Source organism: Stenotrophomonas sp. SORGH_AS_0321 (assembly GCF_031453215.1).
Taxonomy (GTDB): domain Bacteria; phylum Pseudomonadota; class Gammaproteobacteria; order Xanthomonadales; family Xanthomonadaceae; genus Stenotrophomonas; species Stenotrophomonas chelatiphaga.
In genome coordinates, this window is record NZ_JAVIZG010000001.1 from 643809 (window position 1) to 660813 (window position 17005).

General features: G+C 65.9%; 16 protein-coding genes and 1 pseudogene. 10 read left to right on the forward strand and 7 right to left on the reverse strand.

Annotated elements, in window-relative coordinates:
* Positions 1–42 precede the first annotated feature (42 nt).
* The 4 genes from QE373_RS02715 to QE373_RS02730 all read right to left on the reverse strand — a co-directional run bounded on the left by QE373_RS02715 (position 43) and on the right by QE373_RS02730 (position 3238).
* The gene (locus QE373_RS02715; RefSeq protein WP_309683374.1) at positions 43–354 is read right to left on the reverse strand and encodes an urease subunit beta; all 312 of its coding nucleotides are present in this window, start codon (positions 352–354) and stop codon (positions 43–45) included.
* A gap of 23 nt (positions 355–377) precedes the next feature.
* The gene (locus QE373_RS02720) at positions 378–2039 is read right to left on the reverse strand and encodes an urease subunit alpha (protein WP_309683377.1); all 1662 of its coding nucleotides are present in this window, start codon (positions 2037–2039) and stop codon (positions 378–380) included.
* 120 nt (positions 2040–2159) lie between these two features.
* A complete protein-coding gene (locus tag QE373_RS02725) occupies positions 2160–2456 on the reverse strand; it encodes an urease subunit gamma (protein WP_309683380.1) in 297 nt (98 codons plus the stop codon).
* 299 nt (positions 2457–2755) lie between these two features.
* Positions 2756–3238 (reverse strand): YajQ family cyclic di-GMP-binding protein, encoded by a 483-nt coding sequence (locus QE373_RS02730; protein ID WP_057508881.1) that lies wholly within the window; start codon positions 3236–3238, stop codon positions 2756–2758.
* A gap of 79 nt (positions 3239–3317) precedes the next feature.
* Here QE373_RS02730 and QE373_RS02735 point away from each other — a divergent pair, with 79 nt between their 5' ends.
* Positions 3318–4214, forward strand: a complete 897-nt coding sequence (locus tag QE373_RS02735; protein WP_309683384.1) for a DMT family transporter — start codon at positions 3318–3320, stop codon at positions 4212–4214.
* A gap of 51 nt (positions 4215–4265) precedes the next feature.
* Here the strand turns inward: QE373_RS02735 and QE373_RS02740 are convergent, their stop codons facing one another.
* Positions 4266–5798 (reverse strand): hypothetical protein, encoded by a 1533-nt coding sequence (locus tag QE373_RS02740; RefSeq protein ID WP_309683387.1) that lies wholly within the window; start codon positions 5796–5798, stop codon positions 4266–4268.
* A 196-nt stretch (positions 5799–5994) separates the two neighbouring features.
* On the opposite strand from QE373_RS02740, the pseudogene QE373_RS02745 reads away from it, so the two are divergent.
* Positions 5995–7003: pseudogene (locus QE373_RS02745) on the forward strand (methionine ABC transporter ATP-binding protein).
* Positions 7000–7689 (forward strand): methionine ABC transporter permease, encoded by a 690-nt coding sequence (locus QE373_RS02750; RefSeq protein WP_057508884.1) that lies wholly within the window; start codon positions 7000–7002, stop codon positions 7687–7689. The pseudogene QE373_RS02745 and the gene QE373_RS02750 overlap by 4 nt, the downstream one beginning before the upstream one ends.
* 51 nt (positions 7690–7740) lie before the next feature.
* Here the strand turns inward: QE373_RS02750 and QE373_RS02755 are convergent, their stop codons facing one another.
* Entirely contained in the window at positions 7741–8355 is a 615-nt protein-coding gene (locus QE373_RS02755; protein WP_309683391.1) for a lipocalin family protein, read from the reverse strand.
* Positions 8356–8506: 151 nt separating this feature from the next.
* On the opposite strand from QE373_RS02755, the gene QE373_RS02760 reads away from it, so the two are divergent.
* Both QE373_RS02760 and QE373_RS02765 read left to right on the forward strand, forming a co-directional pair.
* A complete protein-coding gene (locus tag QE373_RS02760) occupies positions 8507–8785 on the forward strand; it encodes a hypothetical protein (protein WP_309683394.1) in 279 nt (92 codons plus the stop codon).
* 69 nt (positions 8786–8854) lie between these two features.
* Entirely contained in the window at positions 8855–10957 is a 2103-nt protein-coding gene (locus QE373_RS02765; protein WP_309683396.1) for a prolyl oligopeptidase family serine peptidase, read from the forward strand.
* Positions 10958–11015: 58 nt separating this feature from the next.
* Here QE373_RS02765 and QE373_RS02770 read toward each other — a convergent pair whose 3' ends face one another.
* Complete coding sequence (locus tag QE373_RS02770) at positions 11016–12209, reverse strand: pyridoxal phosphate-dependent aminotransferase (protein ID WP_309683398.1); 1194 nt, start codon at positions 12207–12209, stop codon at positions 11016–11018.
* A 155-nt stretch (positions 12210–12364) separates the two neighbouring features.
* Here QE373_RS02770 and QE373_RS02775 point away from each other — a divergent pair, with 155 nt between their 5' ends.
* From QE373_RS02775 to QE373_RS02795, 5 genes are all read left to right on the forward strand, one after another.
* Positions 12365–14476 carry a S9 family peptidase gene (locus tag QE373_RS02775; protein ID WP_309683400.1) on the forward strand — a complete coding sequence of 704 codons (2112 nt, stop codon included), beginning with the start codon at positions 12365–12367 and terminating at the stop codon, positions 14474–14476.
* A gap of 143 nt (positions 14477–14619) precedes the next feature.
* A complete protein-coding gene (locus tag QE373_RS02780; RefSeq protein ID WP_309683402.1) occupies positions 14620–15045 on the forward strand; it encodes a YbaN family protein in 426 nt (141 codons plus the stop codon).
* Between the two features lie 65 nt (positions 15046–15110).
* Positions 15111–15389 carry a lipoprotein gene (locus QE373_RS02785; RefSeq protein ID WP_309683403.1) on the forward strand — a complete coding sequence of 93 codons (279 nt, stop codon included), beginning with the start codon at positions 15111–15113 and terminating at the stop codon, positions 15387–15389.
* A 127-nt stretch (positions 15390–15516) separates the two neighbouring features.
* Positions 15517–16329, forward strand: coding sequence for a diaminopimelate epimerase (gene dapF / locus QE373_RS02790; protein WP_309689522.1), 813 nt, complete (start codon positions 15517–15519; stop codon positions 16327–16329).
* Entirely contained in the window at positions 16326–16997 is a 672-nt protein-coding gene (locus tag QE373_RS02795) for a DUF484 family protein (RefSeq protein WP_309683405.1), read from the forward strand. Before dapF ends, QE373_RS02795 begins: the two co-directional genes overlap by 4 nt.
* Positions 16998–17005: the final 8 nt, after the last annotated feature.

Here is a 17005-nt window from a genome sequence, read left to right on the forward strand (position 1 = left end):
GCAGGTGAGAGAGGGCGCAACGTGCTCCTGGCCGGATGAGCTCTAGGTAACAATCTTCTGCTCTGCCGCGGCCATCCGGTCGCTGTCGAGCTCGACCAGATCAATGCTGCGCGTAGCACTGGGGGGGAAGGTCAGATAGTCACCTGCCGGAATATTAAGGCGATAGCCAGGGGCACACGCCCTGTCAAAGGAAAGCTGCGGGTTCGTTTCAAAGAAGTGGTAATGGCTCCCTACGCTGATGGGATTATCGCCCTTGTTTGTGACGTCGATCCGCCGGAATGTTCCTTCTTGATTGAGCCTGATCGGGGTGCCTGCATGGATGATCTCGCCTGGGCTGTACGTTGCGTTGTTCATTACGTCCGATTCCTCTGGCTGACCTAAAGTGAGTAGAAGCTGGAGAAGGCTGTGTACTGGTCCGCGAAGCCGGCGGTCAATCTGATTCCGTCCGCTTCCACACTGAAGTTCTGAGGGTCGATCTTCATCTTGGGAAGATATCCATTATGTACGCAGTCCCCGCGCGCTATCCATCGGGTCCCCCGGATGATGCTGGTGGTATGGTTGCTCACCAAGTTCACTATCGACCCGCTTTCCACGAACGCCTCGTTTACAAAAAGCGTCGCCTTGCCATTGGCGGTGAATCCGGAGACCGAGGAGTAACTGACCTCTCCTGATTTGACGACAAAGTCGGGCTTCACGGCGAACCACGCGGGATCCCACACGACGATGTCGGCAAGTTTTCCTGTCTCGATGCTGCCCACGTCGTGCGCGATTCCATGCATGATCGCGGGATTGATGGTGTATTTCGAGAGATAGCGCTTGACCCGGAAATTATCAGACGTTGTATCGTCTTCGGACAGTGGGCCACGTTGAGCCTTGTTGACATTGGCCAGCATGAACGTCCGTCGTGCGATCTCGGCGTTTGCTTCGGGAACCATCGTGCTGCCGGAAACGGCGGGGATCGCGCCCATGTCCATCAGGACCGTCACTGCCTGGAGGATACCTGCGCTCGCTGCGCGTTCAGCAAGATCCGATCCATCGGCTGGCGAGTCGCCACGCACGTCGTCATGGATCATCCGGGCATCCAGCAGCATGTCAAGCTGATTCTGGGTATAGGGAAACGCAGCAATGCAGGCCGCAGGCAGAACATTGGCATACTCGACGTTGTGCAACTGCATGGGGTCACCGGACTCGACGGCATCGACCCCCACGAACACGACGGTTCGGCCATTGAATGCGGCAGTCTGCGCTGCGTGCTCTCCCGATTCGGCGCCGCTGCTGCCGTCGAAAGACGCGGCCACGTCATACTGGTCCGCCACACTCAGCACTGCATCAATGGCGGCGGGAGTTGCGCCTCTGAAGTCCGTAATGCGCACGCCTCCCAAGCCATTCTCTTCCACGGCCGGTCTAATGAGGCCTGGATCGGCATCATTTACTGAAAGACTGACAAGCAGGTTGACCGGGAAGGGATCCACTGCCAGGACAATGGACTGCACCGTGTTGCGGTCCGCTGCAGGGGGCGACATGTTGATGCCGGGTAGCGAGGCTCCTCCACCAATGATGGTGGTGACCCCCGATTCGACCAGCGCCATCACGCTCTCCGCCGACTGCACCGGTACGTCCACGGCGATGGTGCCGGCGGTAATGATCTTGCCTGCGCAGTCCAGGACCGTGGTCTGGGAGCCGATGACCAGCAGCGGATCCACATCATGCTGAACGTCAGGGTTGCCCGCCTTTCCGATAGCGATGATTCTGCTGTTCTTTATCCCTACGTCAGCCTTGTAGATTCCGCTATGGTCCACGATGACCGCATTGATGAGGACCAGGTCCGGGCATTCCGCGGGCGCACCGCCGATGGCCTGCCCCATGCCGTCGCGTACCACGCCCAGCAACGAAACCGTATTCTCGTCGCCGTAGTACGCATAGTCATGTTCGACCTTGATCAGCAGGTTGCTGTCGGCCAGTCGAATCACGTCGCCGGTCGTCGGCCCGTATCGCTGCGTATACTGCGCTCGCGTGAGCAGGTAGGGTTCGGCTGCCATGCTGGATGCTCCCGATGCATTTGGATGCGATGACTGGCTTGCGGGTTTTCGAAAAGCAGCACGGCCCGCGGCTTCGGCTGCTCCCCGTTCTCGACACTGAAACCGGGTGGCCGATGAAAGTCAGGAAATGGGATCGCGGACGATAATCAGATACCGGCCGTCTGGAAACTGGGCATAGATGCGGATGGTATGCAGCAGCTTTTCGGCGTGATCGAGGACCTTATCCCTGCCGATGATCTTCTTGGCCTGATCGCGGACTGTTGCCAATGTCTCTCCGGCCCGCGCACTCTCTATCGATGTCGACATGATGATGGCGCGGGCCTCGGTTGCATTCAGCTTGACACCGCGATCGAGCCGTTTCCGGGCGAGATCTGCGGCGACGGTAACGCTCAGTACAGTGCTTTCGTAGGAATCCATCAGCATGTCCATGCTCCCAGGTAGCAGTCAGTGCAATCAATCCAGTCGAGCGCGAACGGGGTCTGGCTTCAGGCGGTGCGGCTATCCCGCAAGCGACCATGGGATGGCTGCATGGCGATGCTAATCCCGACATTTCGGCGGGTCAAGTGGATTTTCCTGCCGTTTATCTGTTCGTTTTCGATCGCTTTTCACGTGCGCGAAAAAACGTGAAGAAGCGCATGGAAAAAGGGGGGGGGGGCGTTTTCGGCCCGCTCCTTGGCCGAAAGCGACTTGATCCCCTCCGCCCCTTTTTTGCTGCATCAATCGCGGAAATTGTCGAACTGCAGCGGCAGTTCGAAGTCGTTCTTGCGCAGCAGGGCCATGGCGTCCTGCAGGTCGTCGCGCTTCTTGCCGCTCACCCGCAGCTTGTCGCCGTTGATCTGGCTTTCCACTTTCAGCTTGGCTTCCTTCAGCGTGGCGGCGATCTTCTTGGCGATCTTCTGCTCGATCCCCTGCTTGACCGTGATCTTCTGCCGGGCACCGGCGACGTTGGTTTCCACCTCGCCGAATTCCAGGCTCTTGGTGTCGATCTGGCGGGCGGCCATCCGCGCGCGCAGGATGTCGGTCATCTGCTGCAGCTGGAACTCGCTCGGCGCAGACTGCGAGATCACGCTGTCTTCCAGCTCGAACTTCGCAGCCACGCCCTTGAAATCAAAGCGCGTGGTCAGTTCACGGTTGGCCTGGTCGACTGCGTTGACCAGCTCGTGCTTGTCCACTTCGGAGACGACGTCGAAAGAAGGCATGGGGAAACTCCTGGATTCAGTGCCCCCATTCTACCCAACCCGCCTTGGAAGGTCGGCAGGGCAAGGGCGATAATGGGTCATGAACGCCCCTGCCTCCCCCTCGCGCGCCGTCTTCTGGATGGTCGCCGCCGTCGCCTGTTTTTCGCTGATGGATGCGGGCATGAAGCAGCTGTCCGCTGGCTACCCGTCCTTGCAGGTCACCTTCCTGCGCGGTGCGGCCTCGCTGCCGTTCGTGCTGGTGTGGGTGCTGGCCAGTGCCGGGCCGCGCTCACTGATCCCGCGGCGCTGGGGACTGCACCTGCTGCGCGGCGTGCTGGGCATGGTGATGATCGGCTGTTTCGTCTTCGCGCTGCGTGACCTGCCGCTTTCAACCGCCTACAGCATCTATTTCGTCGCTCCGCTGATCATCGCGGCGCTGTCGGTGCCGCTGCTGGGCGAGCGGGTCGGGCCGCGGCGTTGGGTGGCCATCGGCATCGGCCTGCTGGGGGTCATCGTAGTGCTGCGACCGGGCGTGGACGGCTTCATCTCCATTCCCGGGCTGGTGGTGCTGGTGGCGGCCACGGCGTATGCGGTGGCGGCCATCACGGTAAGCCTGCTGACCCGTACCGATACCTCGCAGTCGATGGTGGTCTGGTTCCTGGTGATCATGGCCATTGGCGCCGGCCTGCTGGCCTGGCCGGGCTGGGTGCCGATGCAGTGGGCCGACGCGCCGCTGGTGGCTGGCATGGGGTTGGCGGGCGCGCTGGGCCAGATCGCCCTCACCCGTGCCTTCCAGCTGGGCGAAGCGTCGATGATCGCGCCATTGGAATACACCGGGCTGGTCTGGGTGATCGGCTGGGACCTGCTGTTCTGGCAGCAGTTGCCCGATGCCTGGACCTGGAGCGGGGCGGCCATCATCGTCGCATCGGGGCTGTACCTGCTGCACCGCGAACGGGTCAACCGGCAGGCGCCGCCGATGCCGCTGGACCACCCCTGACAGCGGCATCGGCGGCTTCCCAACCGGGTCGATCTCTTGGCAGGCGCAGGGTCAGCCAAGCACGGCCAGGATGCGCGCGTTGCTCTGCACCAGTGCGTCATGCACGCGCTGGGAGAGCTGGCGGGTACGTGTGACCAGCCGACCCAGCGTTTGCCTGCGCACGGCGTCCACTTCGGGCTGCAGGGGGAAGCTGCCAGCGGCCTGTTCGAGCTGGGTGAGCAGTGCGCCGCGTTTCACCTGCAGCGCATCCTGCAGTGCCTGCAGGCAACCGGCGAAAGCGCTCAGCTCGTCGTCCGGCACCTGCGCCACCACCGCATTCGAGGTGACGGCCAGGGTCGCTGTCTCAACGCCTGCCAGCGGCTGGCTGGCCGGTGCAATGGCCCGGCACGCCGCAACCTGGATGCCCGCCGGGGCAGGGGGCGAGCCGGCTGCGTGGCTGGCACCGCCAACGCTGCGCACCCTTCGTACCTGCCGTAGCTGCGCAAACGGCGCAGTGACCCCCGTCGGGCCGTGCAGGTCCAGCAGGGCGGCAAGCCAGGGGCCCAAAGGGGTATCCGGTCCGGCCAGGTCCTGCATCCGGGCGAGGCTGTCGGCAGGCAGGCTGGCGAAGATCTCCGCCGGCGCCAGCGGGTCGCTCGCTTCGCGCCAGAGCAGTCCCTCCAGCAACGTATCGCCATCACGACCGTGGTGCTGGTCGAGATAGCGCAGCGTTTCCAACGCGGCCGATGGCGCGGCCGGCGCCAGCGGATCCGATACGCCTGCGATGGAGCCCGCTGCCGGGCGCGATGGCAACGTCGCCCACAACGCAAGGCCGGTCATCACCATGGCGGCCCCGCTGACAGCGATGGCGCGTGCCGGCCCTGTTGTACACAGGGCCGGCAGGCCGGCTGATGCAGCGGCAGGTATCAACGCCTGCTGATCGCTTCGCTGCAGCGCCTCGGCGCCTCTGCCCTGTGCCCCCAGCAACAGTGCGGCGGTCGCGGCCTGCACCATGGTGCGCAGGCGCAACGGCTCGCCGTGGATCCCCTGCCGTCCAGGCGGGCCGACGTCCGGCGCTGCGTCCTCCGCCACGGGCGTGGGCTGGCGGCTGTCGTTGCGGCAGTCACTACGATCGAGATCGCGGCGCCTGCGGGCGGACAGCGCCTGCTCGAATATCGTGCTGGCAGCGACCCACGGCGCGCGCATGCGCAGCTGCCGCTGCAGCGCCTGGTAGCCTGCGGCGCCCTGCGTGGCGAGACGTTCGTCCACCCGTTGCACGAGGCTGCGATGGCGGGCCAGTGCCTGGATCAGTGCCGCCGGCGCAGCATCGCCGCCGTGATCCCGGGCCAGGCCGGCCAGCAACAACTGTGCGGCGACAGGGTGCCGGTCCAGCATATGGCGGGCCTGGTCGCGCGCGGCGTCCCCGGCGGGGCGCCTGGTCGCGGAAGGGGAAGGCAGGGATCGCAGGGGCTGATTGGCCCACTGGCCGGGCACCGCCATGCCGCCACGCACCGCAGCCAGGGCGTGGCGCACATGTGCTGGTGCGCCGGACGAAGCGGGCGGGGTGGGGGCGCAGGCGGATGCAGCAGGGGACAGGCAAGGCATGCAACGGGCTCCGGGGAGGGAAGGAGGGGCTTCCATCAATACGGAATCCGGCACTCCGCCAGCTTGCAGCCGGCGCTCACCGCGCCTGCTTAGAAGCAAACGGAATATCATTGTGGTGACTGGCGCGGGCGCAGGGACGCGCGCGCTGGTAGGCTGCACGCCCCCCCCCCCGTCGCCCCCTCTGGTGAGCCGCTCCGTGATCGAGTTCCAGCGCCTGCACAAATCCTATGCCGTAGCCGGCCGCGCGATCAGCGCGCTGCAGCCGCTCGACCTGACCATCCAGGAAGGGGAGGTGTTCGGCATCATCGGCCATTCCGGCGCGGGCAAATCGACCCTGATCCGCATGATCAACCGGCTGGAAGATCCCAGCGGCGGTCGCCTGCTCATTGCGGGCGAAGACGTGACGGCACTGGAGACGGCCGGCCTGCGTACGCTGCGTCGGCGCATCGGCATGATTTTCCAGCACTTCAACCTGCTGTCCTCGCGCACGGTGGCGTCCAACGTCGCCTTCGCGCTGGAACTGGCCGGCACGCCGCGCGCGCAGATCGATGCACGGGTCGCCGAGCTGCTGCAGACCGTTGGCCTGCAGGCCCACGCGGACAAGTATCCGGCACAGTTGTCCGGCGGGCAGAAACAGCGGGTCGGCATTGCCCGCGCGCTGGCCACCGGGCCGCAGATCCTGCTGTGCGACGAAGCCACCAGCGCGCTGGATCCGCAGACCACCGCCTCGGTGCTGGCGCTGCTGTCGAAGATCAACCGCGAACTGGGCCTGACCATCGTGCTGATCACCCACGAAATGGATGTGATCCGTCGGGTCTGCGACCGCGTGGCGGTGCTCGACGCCGGCGAGATGGTGGAAATGGGGCCGGTCACCGACGTGTTCCTGCACCCCGCAACATCCGACCACGCGTCGTTTCGTCAGCGAGTCCGAACACATCGACGAGGGCACGCTGCACGGCGACTTCGACACCGTCGGCGGCACCATCGTGCGGCTGACGTTCCTCGGCGCTGATACCTACCAGCCGCTGCTGGGCAGCGTCGCCCGGCAGACCGGCGTGGATTACAACATCCTGTCCGGCCGCATCGACCGCATCAAGGACACGCCGTACGGGCAGCTGGTCGTGTCGCTGGTAGGGGGCGACCAGGCCGCCGCGCAACAGGCATTCGCCGCCGCGGGCGTGCATGTAGAGGAGCTGCGCCGATGATCTTTGCAAGCAATGGCGGCTTCTTCCGCCACCTGGACGCCGGCAAGTGGGCCGATATCGGCCAGGCCACCGTGGACACGCTGCTGATGCTGGCCGGTTCGCTGCCGCTGACGCTGGCCATCGGCCTGCCGCTGGGCGTGCTGTTGTACCTGTTCGGTTCGCCGCAGCTGCGGCGCCGGCCGATCGCCTACGGGGCGCTGGCGCTGGTGGTGAACCTGCTGCGCTCGGTGCCGTTCATCATTTTGATGATCGTACTGATCCCGGTCACGCTGGCGCTGATGGGCACGTCGCTTGGCGTGCGCGGCGCGATCGTACCGCTGGTGATCGGCGCGGCGCCGTTCTATGCACGGCTGGTGGAAACCGCGCTGCGCGAAGTGGACCGCGGCGTGATCGAAGCGACCCAGGCGATGGGGGCCACCACCTGGCAGCTGGTCACGCGGGTGTTGCTGCCTGAAGCGCGTCCCGGCCTGATCGCCGGCGCCACGGTCACCACCGTGGCCCTGATCGGCTTCACCGCGATGGGCGGTGCGATCGGCTCCGGTGGCCTTGGCGACCTGGCCTTCCGCGACGGGTACCAGCGTTCGCATACCGACGTGGCGCTGGTCACCGTGGTGCTGCTGCTGGTGCTGGTGCAGCTGCTGCAGATGCTGGGCGACCGCCTGGTCGCCCATTACAGCCGCAGATAACAAACTGCCGGGCAGCGCCCGGCAGTGTTCCGACACGACAGGCGTGTGCAGTCAGCGCTGGTTCGGCACTTCGTAACCGAGTTTGTCCACCTGGCTGCGCTGCTGCGGAACGCGCTTGAGCTTGTCGGTGTTGACTCCGTACTCGTCGCGCAGGCGCTCGGCCAGCTGCTTGTACAGCGCGTTTTCCATTTCGGGCTTGCGCGCGAAGATCCACGCCATCTCACGGCCGGGATAGCCGACCAGCGCCCATGAATAATCCGGCGCCACTTCCAGCACGCGCGAATGGGTGGGTACCACGCGGTAGAACCAGGTGCGCCAGTCGTGGTTGCCGCTGTCTTCGTCGACCGAGGCGCGCGCCTGGATTTCCTGCATCGGTTCACCGAAACCATCGCGATAGCGATAGGTGATGCCGATCTTCTGCGGCTCGCGCAGGGTGTATTCATTGACACTGGCCACATGGCCACGTTCGATGAAATTGGGCACGCGGCCGATCACATACCAGGTGCCCATGAAGCGTTGCAGGTTGATCGGGGCCCCCAGCTCGCCCGCTTCGGCCACGGCAACCGGCTCCGGGGCGCTGGATGCGCTGGAACGGAACATCGCACAACCCGGCCCGACGATCAGGGTGGTCAGCAGGACAGCACACAACGGGCGGATCGACGGCATGGGAAAGCGGGCTCCAGGAGGGCGTGCGCAAGCATGGTCGAATGCGCGCGAGGGATTCGTCAATGGTGTCTGACGGATGGATGTCGCAGCTGGTGAGAAACGACGGGCGCAAGGTGGCGACCTGGATCACCCTTCAACCCCGGAGACCGCCATGCGCCAACGTCATCCTGCCCGTACGCCCTCACCGGACAGCCATCCGGACCCCCGTCTGCTGCGTTGCGTCAGGCATGCGGCGCTGGCGGGATTGGCGATGGTGCTGGTGTGGCCGGCCGCACGCGGCAGCAGCACATGGCTCGGCTGGATGCCGCTGTGGCTGCTGGGCATGCCGCTGGTGGCGTGGTGGTCACTGCTGCGCTTCCCGCTGCCGCGCTGGCCACGCCGCCGTGTGCAGGCGCGGCGGCGCGGCACGCGCACGGTCCGCACGGCCTGACCTTCGACACGGGGGCAGGGCGCAGGCCCTGTGATAGCGTTCTGCAGCTTATGACTGCCTGGAACTGCAATGTCACGACTCGCTTCCGCCTGCCTGCTGGCGGGCATGATGACCGCTGCCTCGGTGGGGACCGCCGTGGCCGCTGAAACTGAACAGACCGACCGCTACGCCTGGCTTGAAGACGTTACCGGCGACAGGTCGCTGGCCTGGGTGAAGGAGCAGAACGCCGCGTCCGAAGGCCGCCTCGCGCAGACCCCTGCCTTCAGCCAGATGGAAGCCAGCATCCGCGAAGTGCTCGATTCGGACGCCAAGATTCCCGGCGTCGAGAAGATTGGCGACTACTACTACAACTTCTGGAAGGACAAGCAGCACGAACGTGGCCTGTGGCGCCGCACCACCCTGGCCGAATACCGCAAGGCATCGCCGCAGTGGGAAACAGTGCTCGACCTGGACGCGCTGAACAAGGCCGAAGGCGAGAACTGGGTGTGGCATGGCGTGGAGTGCCTGCGCCCGGAATACACCCGCTGCCTGATCGCGCTATCGCGCGGCGGCGCCGATGCCGATGTCACCCGTGAGTTCGACCTGGCCAGCCGCAGCTGGGTCACCGATGGCTTCTTCCGTCCCGAATCCAAGGGCGGGCTGGGCTGGATCGATCGTGACAGCGTGTTCGTGTATACCGATTTCGGCGATGGCGCGATGACCACGTCCGGGTACCCGCGGGTGGCCAAGCTGTGGAAGCGCGGCACGCCGCTGGCCGCGGCGCAGGTGGTGTACGAAGGCAAGCCGGATGACATGTACATCGCGGCCCTGCACGATGACACGCCGGGCTTCGAACGCAACCTGGTCAGCCGCACGCTGGCCTTCTACAACAACGAACTCTACCTGCGTGCCGACGATGGCAAGCTGACCCGGATCGACGCGCCGAACTCCGCTGAAAAGGGCCTGCACAAGCAGTGGCTGAGCCTGGAGCTGCGCGAGCCGTGGACGGTGGGTGGCAAGACCTACCCCGCCGGTTCGCTGCTGGCGGCCACGCTGGAGGATTTCCTGGCCGGCAAGCGTGACTTCGACGTGCTGTTCGCGCCGACCGATACCACCTCGCTGGCCGGTGCGGTGTGGACCCGCGATCACGTCGTGCTGAACGTGCTGGACGACGTCAAGAACCGCCTCAGCGTACTGACCCCCGGCCGCAATGGCTGGACCACCAGCGAATTCGTCGGTGCACCGGCGTTCGGTACGCTGGGCGTGGGCGCGGTGGACAGCAACGACAGCAATGCCGTGTGGCTGACCGCCACTGATTACCTGACCCCGACCACGCTGGCCATTGCCGAGATCGGCAAGGCGCCGGAAGTGCTCAAGACCATGCCGGCGTTCTTCGATGCCGAAGGCAAGGTCATCGAACAGCACTTCGCCACCAGCAAGGACGGCACCCGCGTGCCGTACTTCGTGGTGCACGACAAGGCCATGAAGCTCGACGGTTCCAATCCGACGCTGCTGTATGGCTACGGTGGTTTCGAGATTTCGCTGACCCCGAACTATTCCGGCGGCATGGGACGCGCCTGGCTGGAGAAGGGCGGGGTGTACGTGGTCGCCAACATCCGTGGCGGTGGCGAATATGGCCCGCGCTGGCACCAGGCGGCGCTGAAGCAGAACCGTCACAAGGCCTATGAAGACATGGCCGCCGTCGCCCGGGATCTGGTCACCCGCAGGATCACCTCGGCCAGGCACCTGGGCGTGCAGGGCGGCAGCAACGGTGGCCTGTTGACCGGCAACATGCTTACCCAGTACCCGGAGCTGTTCGGCGCGGTGGTGGTACAGGTGCCGCTGCTGGACATGAAGCGCTACAGCCACCTGCTGGCCGGTGCCTCGTGGATGGCCGAATACGGCAATCCGGACACCGCTGATTGGGAGTACATCAAGACCTTCTCGCCGTATCACCTGTTCGATGCGAAGAAGGCGTACCCGCCGGTGCTGTTCACCACCTCCACCCGCGATGACCGCGTGCATCCGGGCCATGCCCGCAAGATGGCAGCGAAGATGATCGACGCCGGCAAGGACGTGACCTACTACGAGAACATCGAAGGCGGCCACGGCGGTGCGGCCAACAATGCGCAGGCCGCGCACATGTCCGCGCTGGCCTACAGCTTCCTGTGGGAGCGATTGGGCGGCAAATGACTCGGTAGTGACGGCCGCTGGCCGTCATGATCCTCGGGGTGACGGCCAGCGGCCGTCACTACCGCACCAGCGTGCGCAGCCCACGCGCAATCCGTTCCACCGCCTCCTGCAGCCGCGGGATTTCCTGCGTGTAGGCAAGCCGCACATGCTGGTTGGACCGATGAAAACCGAAGTCCAGGCCGGGGGTGAAGGCCACGTGCTCGGTTTCCAGGAAGTGCGCGCAGAACGCCTGCGCATCGTCGGTGAAGGCACTGACGTCGGCGTACAGGTAGAACGCGCCCTGCGGTTCCACGTCGATGCGGAAACCAAGTTCGCGCAGCGCCGGCAGCAGGAAATCGCGGCGTTGCCGGAAGGCCTCGCGGCGTTGTTCGAAGATCGCCATCGCCTCGTCCTGGAAACACGCCAGCGCGGCGTGCTGGGCAATGCTCGAGGCGCTGATGTAGAGGTTCTGCGCCAGCTTCTCCAGTTCCGGCACCGCAGCGGGTGGGGCCACCAGCCAGCCCAGTCGCCAGCCGGTCATGCCGAAATACTTGGAAAAACTGTTCAGCACGAAGGCGCTGTCATCCACCTGCAGCACGCTGGCGGCATCCATGCCGTAGGTCAGGCCGTGGTAGATCTCATCGACCACCATGTGGCCGCCCCGCGCGTGCAGCGACTGCGAAAGCCCGGCCAGTTCGGCGGCCGACAACACGGTGCCGGTGGGGTTGGCGGGCGAGGCCAGCAGCGCCCCGACACTGTGTTCGTTCCAGTGCCGGGCCACCAGGTCCGGCGTGAGCTGGTAGGCGGTGCCGGCGTCGACCGGCACCAGCTGTGCGCCGCCTTCCACAAGGCGCAGGAAATGCCGGTTGCACGGATAACCGGGGTCCGCCAGCAGCCAGTGCCTGCCCGGGTCCACCAGCAGGCTGCTGGCCAGCAGCAACGCGCCGGACCCGCCCGGGGTGACCAGGATCCGCTGTGGGTCGATATCCAGCTGGTAATGGCTGCGGTAGAAACCGGCGATCGCCTCGCGCAGCGCAGGCAGGCCGCGCGCGGCGGTATAGCGGGTATGTCCGGCGGCCAGCGCGGCCTGGCCGGCACGCACTACCGGGGCAGCGGTGGTGAAGTCCGGTTCGCCGATTTCCAGATGGATCACATCGTGGCCGGCCTGTTCCAGCGCCTGTGCGCGGGCCAGCAGGGACATCACGTGGAACGGGGCGATCTCGTGGCTGCGCCGGCTGTAGGCTGGTCGCTTGTCGTCATGCAGGGGGCTCATGCCGCCCATGGTACGCCGGGCATCCCGGCAGTGCCGGCCGCTGGCGGGCAACGTCGGGCGACCATGACCATCCGCAGGCTTGTCCCCTTCGGCACGTGCGCCCAGACTGGCGGCACAAGGAAGCCGTTGCAATCCCGTCCCAGGAGCCTTACTTCGTGAAGTCCACCCTCTGCCTGTTGCTTGCGAGCCTGATGACCACCACCACCCACGCCGCCCCCCCGCCCATCGCGCCGGACGCCGAAAAGCGCCCGCACGTGGTCAAGGCCCCGTTCGGTGCCAGCCGCAACGACGACTACTACTGGATGCGCGACGACAAGCGCGAAGACAAGGCGATGCTGGCCTACCTGCAGGCCGAGAACGCCTACACCGACCAGGTCGTGGCGCCGCTCAAGCCGCTGCAGGAGACCCTGTACAAGGAGATCGTCGCGCGCATCAAGCAGGACGATTCCAGCGTGCCGGCGCGTGAGCGCGGTTACTGGTACTACAGCCGCTTCGAGACCGGCCAGGACTATCCCATCCATGCGCGCCGCAAGGGCGGCATGCAGGCGGCCGAAGAAATCCTGCTGGACGTCAACCAGATGGCGGCCGGCAAGGGCTACTTCAGCGTGGGTACGATGGAAGTCAGCCAGGACAACCAGCTGCTGGCCTGGGCCGATGACGATGTGGGCCGTCGCCAGTACGTGATCCGCTTCAAGGACCTGCGCACCGGTGAGGTGCTGCCGGACACCATCACCGGTTCGTCCGGCAACCTGGTGTGGGCCGATGACAACCGCACCGTGCTGTACGTGGAGAACGATCCGGAAACCCTGCTGACGGTGCGGGTGAAGAAGCATGTGCTGGGCACCCCGGCCAGCAGCGACGTGGTGGTGTACGAAGAGAAGGACGACAGCTTCTACATGGGCATCGGCCGTACCCGCGACGACCGCTTCATCACCATCGGCCTGCACAGCACGGTGACCTCCGAAGAGTGCTATGCGCCGGCCAGCGATCCGACCACCTTCACCGTGCTGGCGCCGCGCCACCGCGAAGTGGAATACGATGCGGATCACTTCGATGGCCGCTGGGTGATCCGCACCAACGACGGGGCGAAGAACTTCAAGCTGGTCACCGCGCCCACCGATGCGACCTCGCGCGCGCAGTGGAAGGACTGGATCGCGCATGACCCGGCGGTGTACATCGAAGGCTTCGAACTGTTCGATGGCTTTACCGCCATCGCCGAACGTTCCGAAGGCCTGGAGCGCATCCGCCTGCTGTTCAAGGACGGCCGCACCGACTACGTGAAGGCCGATGAGCCGGCGTATTCGATGGGCCTGGACGACAACACCGAAGCCGATACGCCGTGGCTGCGCTATGCGTATACCTCGATGACCACCCCGACCACGGTGTTCGAGATCAACACGCAGAGCGGCGAGCGTCGCCAGTTGAAACAGCAGCCGGTGATCGGCTATGACCCTTCGAACTATGAAACCGACCGGGTGTGGATCACCGCGCGCGACGGGGTCAAGGTGCCGGTGTCGCTGGTATATCGCAAGGGCTTCAAGAAGGACGGAACCGGCGCACTGTTCCAGTACGCGTACGGCAGCTATGGCATGTCGATGGACCCGTATTTCAACCAGACCGCGGTGAGCCTGCTCGACCGTGGCGTGGTGTATGCCATCGCCCACATCCGCGGCGGCCAGGAGATGGGACGCGACTGGTACGAAGACGGCAAGCTGCTGAACAAGCAGAACACCTTCAACGACTTCATCGATGTCACCCGTGGGCTGGTGCAGCAGGGATGGGCAGCCAAGGACCGCGTGGCCGCCTCCGGCGGCAGTGCCGGCGGCCTGCTGATGGGCGCGGTGGCCAACCAGGCGCCGCAGGATTACCGGGTGATGGTCGCCCAGGTACCGTTCGTCGATGTGGTGACCACCATGCTCGACCCGACCATCCCGCTGACCACCAACGAGTACGACGAGTGGGGCAACCCGGAGCAGAAGCCGTTCTACGACTACATGCTGAAGTACTCGCCGTACGACAACGTGGCCAGGCAGGCCTACCCGGCGCTGTTCGTGGGCACCGGGCTGTGGGATTCGCAGGTGCAGTACTGGGAGCCTGCGAAGTGGGTGGCGAAGCTGCGCGATGACAACACCGGTACCCACCCGATCGTGTTCCGCACCAACATGGAGGCGGGCCACGGTGGCAAGTCCGGGCGCTTCCAGCGTTACCAGGAACTGGCTGAGTCCTATGCGTTCGTGCTGGACCAGCTGGGCGTGTCCGGCCCCTGAACGATCGGTAGTGACGGCCGCTGGCCGTCATGGTGCCAGGCCGAAGCGCGTGACGACCAACGGTCGTCACCCACCGACGGTGACGGCCAGCGGCCCAACCGGTTTGACGGCCAGCGGCCGTCACTACCGTTTATATTGGTGGCATGAACACGCCTGACCGTCCTGCTGATCCTGACGCCCCGGCGCCTGCGCGCCGGGCGCGCTTCAAGTGGGCGTGGTGGCTGCTGGCCTATGCCAGCCTGGGCACCGGCATCGTCGGTATCTTCGTGCCGGGCCTGCCAACGACCGTGTTCATCCTGATTTCTGCCTGGGCCGCTTCGCGCGGTTCCGAACGGCTGCACGGCTGGCTGCTGGGCCACCCGCGGTTCGGCCCGGCGATCCGCGACTGGCAGGCCCATGGCGCGGTCAGTCGCCATGGCAAATGGATGGCCACGCTGACCATGGCGGTCTGCGCCGCCATCATGCTCTGGTGCGTGCCGGTCGCCTGGGTCAAGTGGTTCTCCATCGGCAGCATGACGGTGGTGTGCGTGTGGTTGTGGCTGCGTCCGCTGCCCCCTGCTGAAGCGTGAATCCAGCCGTCGCAGTGCAGGCGCGACGCGCGACGCAGGGCGCGCCTCGGCGCTACACTCGGGGCATGAACAATTCCCGCCGAACCCTCATCCTGATTCCGCTGGCAGCGTCCGCGCTGCTGTTCCTCAGCGCCTGTGGCAACAAGGGTCCGCTGGTACTGCCGCAGAAGCCGGTGCCGGTGGAAGAAGTCGCCGAGCCGGTCGACGTGCCGGCCGCTGATGATGCGAGCCAGGACACAGGCACGCCCCCGGCCACCCAGGACACCGGGGCAGGCAATCCCAGCACCGTGCCGGACCCGGTGACGCCGCAGATCGACGATGGCGCCGGCGACAACAATGAGTGAGGCAACACAGCGTCCGGCAACGACGGCGCAGGCGCCGGTAGTGACGGCGCAGGCCCCGGTAGTGACGGCCGCTGGCCGTCAGCCTGGCCGTCAGCCCCCCCGCGGCACCCCGCTGCGTTTCAGCAAGATGCACGGCGCCGGCAACGATTTCGTCATGATCGACCTGCGCGATGGAACGCCGCCGCCGTCGCCGCAGCTGGCCGCGCGCCTGGCCGACCGCCACACCGGCGTGGGCTGCGACCAGATCATCACCATCGAACCCCCGCGCTCACCCACGTCGGTGGCGTCCTACCGGATCTGGAATTCGGACGGCAGCAGCTCCCAGCAGTGTGGCAATGGCGCGCGCTGCGTGGCCGCCTGGCTGGTCCGCAACGGCGATACCACGGACAGCGACTTCGCCATTGACAGCCCGCTGGCCACGCATCCGGTGCGTACGCTCGGCGAGGATCATTTTTCGGTGGAAATGGGCGTGCCGGTATTCGAGCCCGCGCAGATTCCGCTGATCGGCTTCGCCCACCCGCGCGATGAGTACCTGCTGCCCGTGCAGGGGGAGACCGTGCGCTTCGGTGCGGTGTCGATGGGCAACCCGCATGCCGTCATCGAAGTCGGCCTGGTCGACGCGGCACCGGTTGAACGCCTGGGCGCCTCGCTGCAGCAGCATGCCTCGTTCCCCGAATCGGTCAACGTGGGCTTTGCCCAGGTGCTGGAACCGGACCATGCGCGCCTGCGGGTGTACGAACGTGGCGTCGGCGAGACCCTGGCCTGCGGCAGTGGTGCGTGTGCGGCGGCGGTTTCGCTGATGCAGCGCGGACGCCTGGGTCCGGATGCACGGATCAGCCTGCCCGGTGGCGAACTGCGCATCCAGTGGGCCGGTGAAGGCCAGCCGGTGGTGATGTCCGGACCCAGCGCATTCGTGTTCGAAGGGGAGTGGAACGCATGAGTGACAGCACTGAAAAGCTCGCCGGTCACGAGGTTGCGGCCTGGCTGCGGCGGCATCCGGGCTTCCTGAAGCAGTTCCCGGATTTGGCGCTCACCCTGGTGGTGCCGCGCGACGACGGCCCCACCGCGTCGCTGGCCAGCTACCAGCTGGACGTGCTGCGCGACAAGAACCGCGAACTGTCGCGTCGACTGGCCGACCTGGCCCACACGGCGCAGGTCAACGAGCGCCTCGCCGTGCGGACCCACCAGCTGACCCTCGCCCTGATGAAGCAGGACAGCGCCGCCGATACGCTGCGGGCGATGGCGGCGACGCTGGAAGAAGATTTCGATGGCGACCTGGTGCGGCTGGTCGTGCACACGCCGGTGGCCGGGCTGGAGCAGGCGCCGTGGCTGCAGGTGCTGGCTGCGGACAGCCCGCTGCTGGGCCCGTTCCGCGACTGCCTGAAAGACGGCGAACCGATCTGCGGCCGCCTGCAGCCGGAGAAGAATGCCGTGTTGTACGGCGGGCGTGCCGAGGAGATCCAGACCACGGCGCTGTTGCCGCTTCCCGGCGTCGGCCTGATCGCCGTGGGCAGCCACGATCCCAACCGGTTCTACCCGGGCATGGGCACGCTGTTCCTGCGCATGATGGGCGAATCGCTGGCTGTTGCGCTGCAGCGGTTCGGCTGACTGCCGGG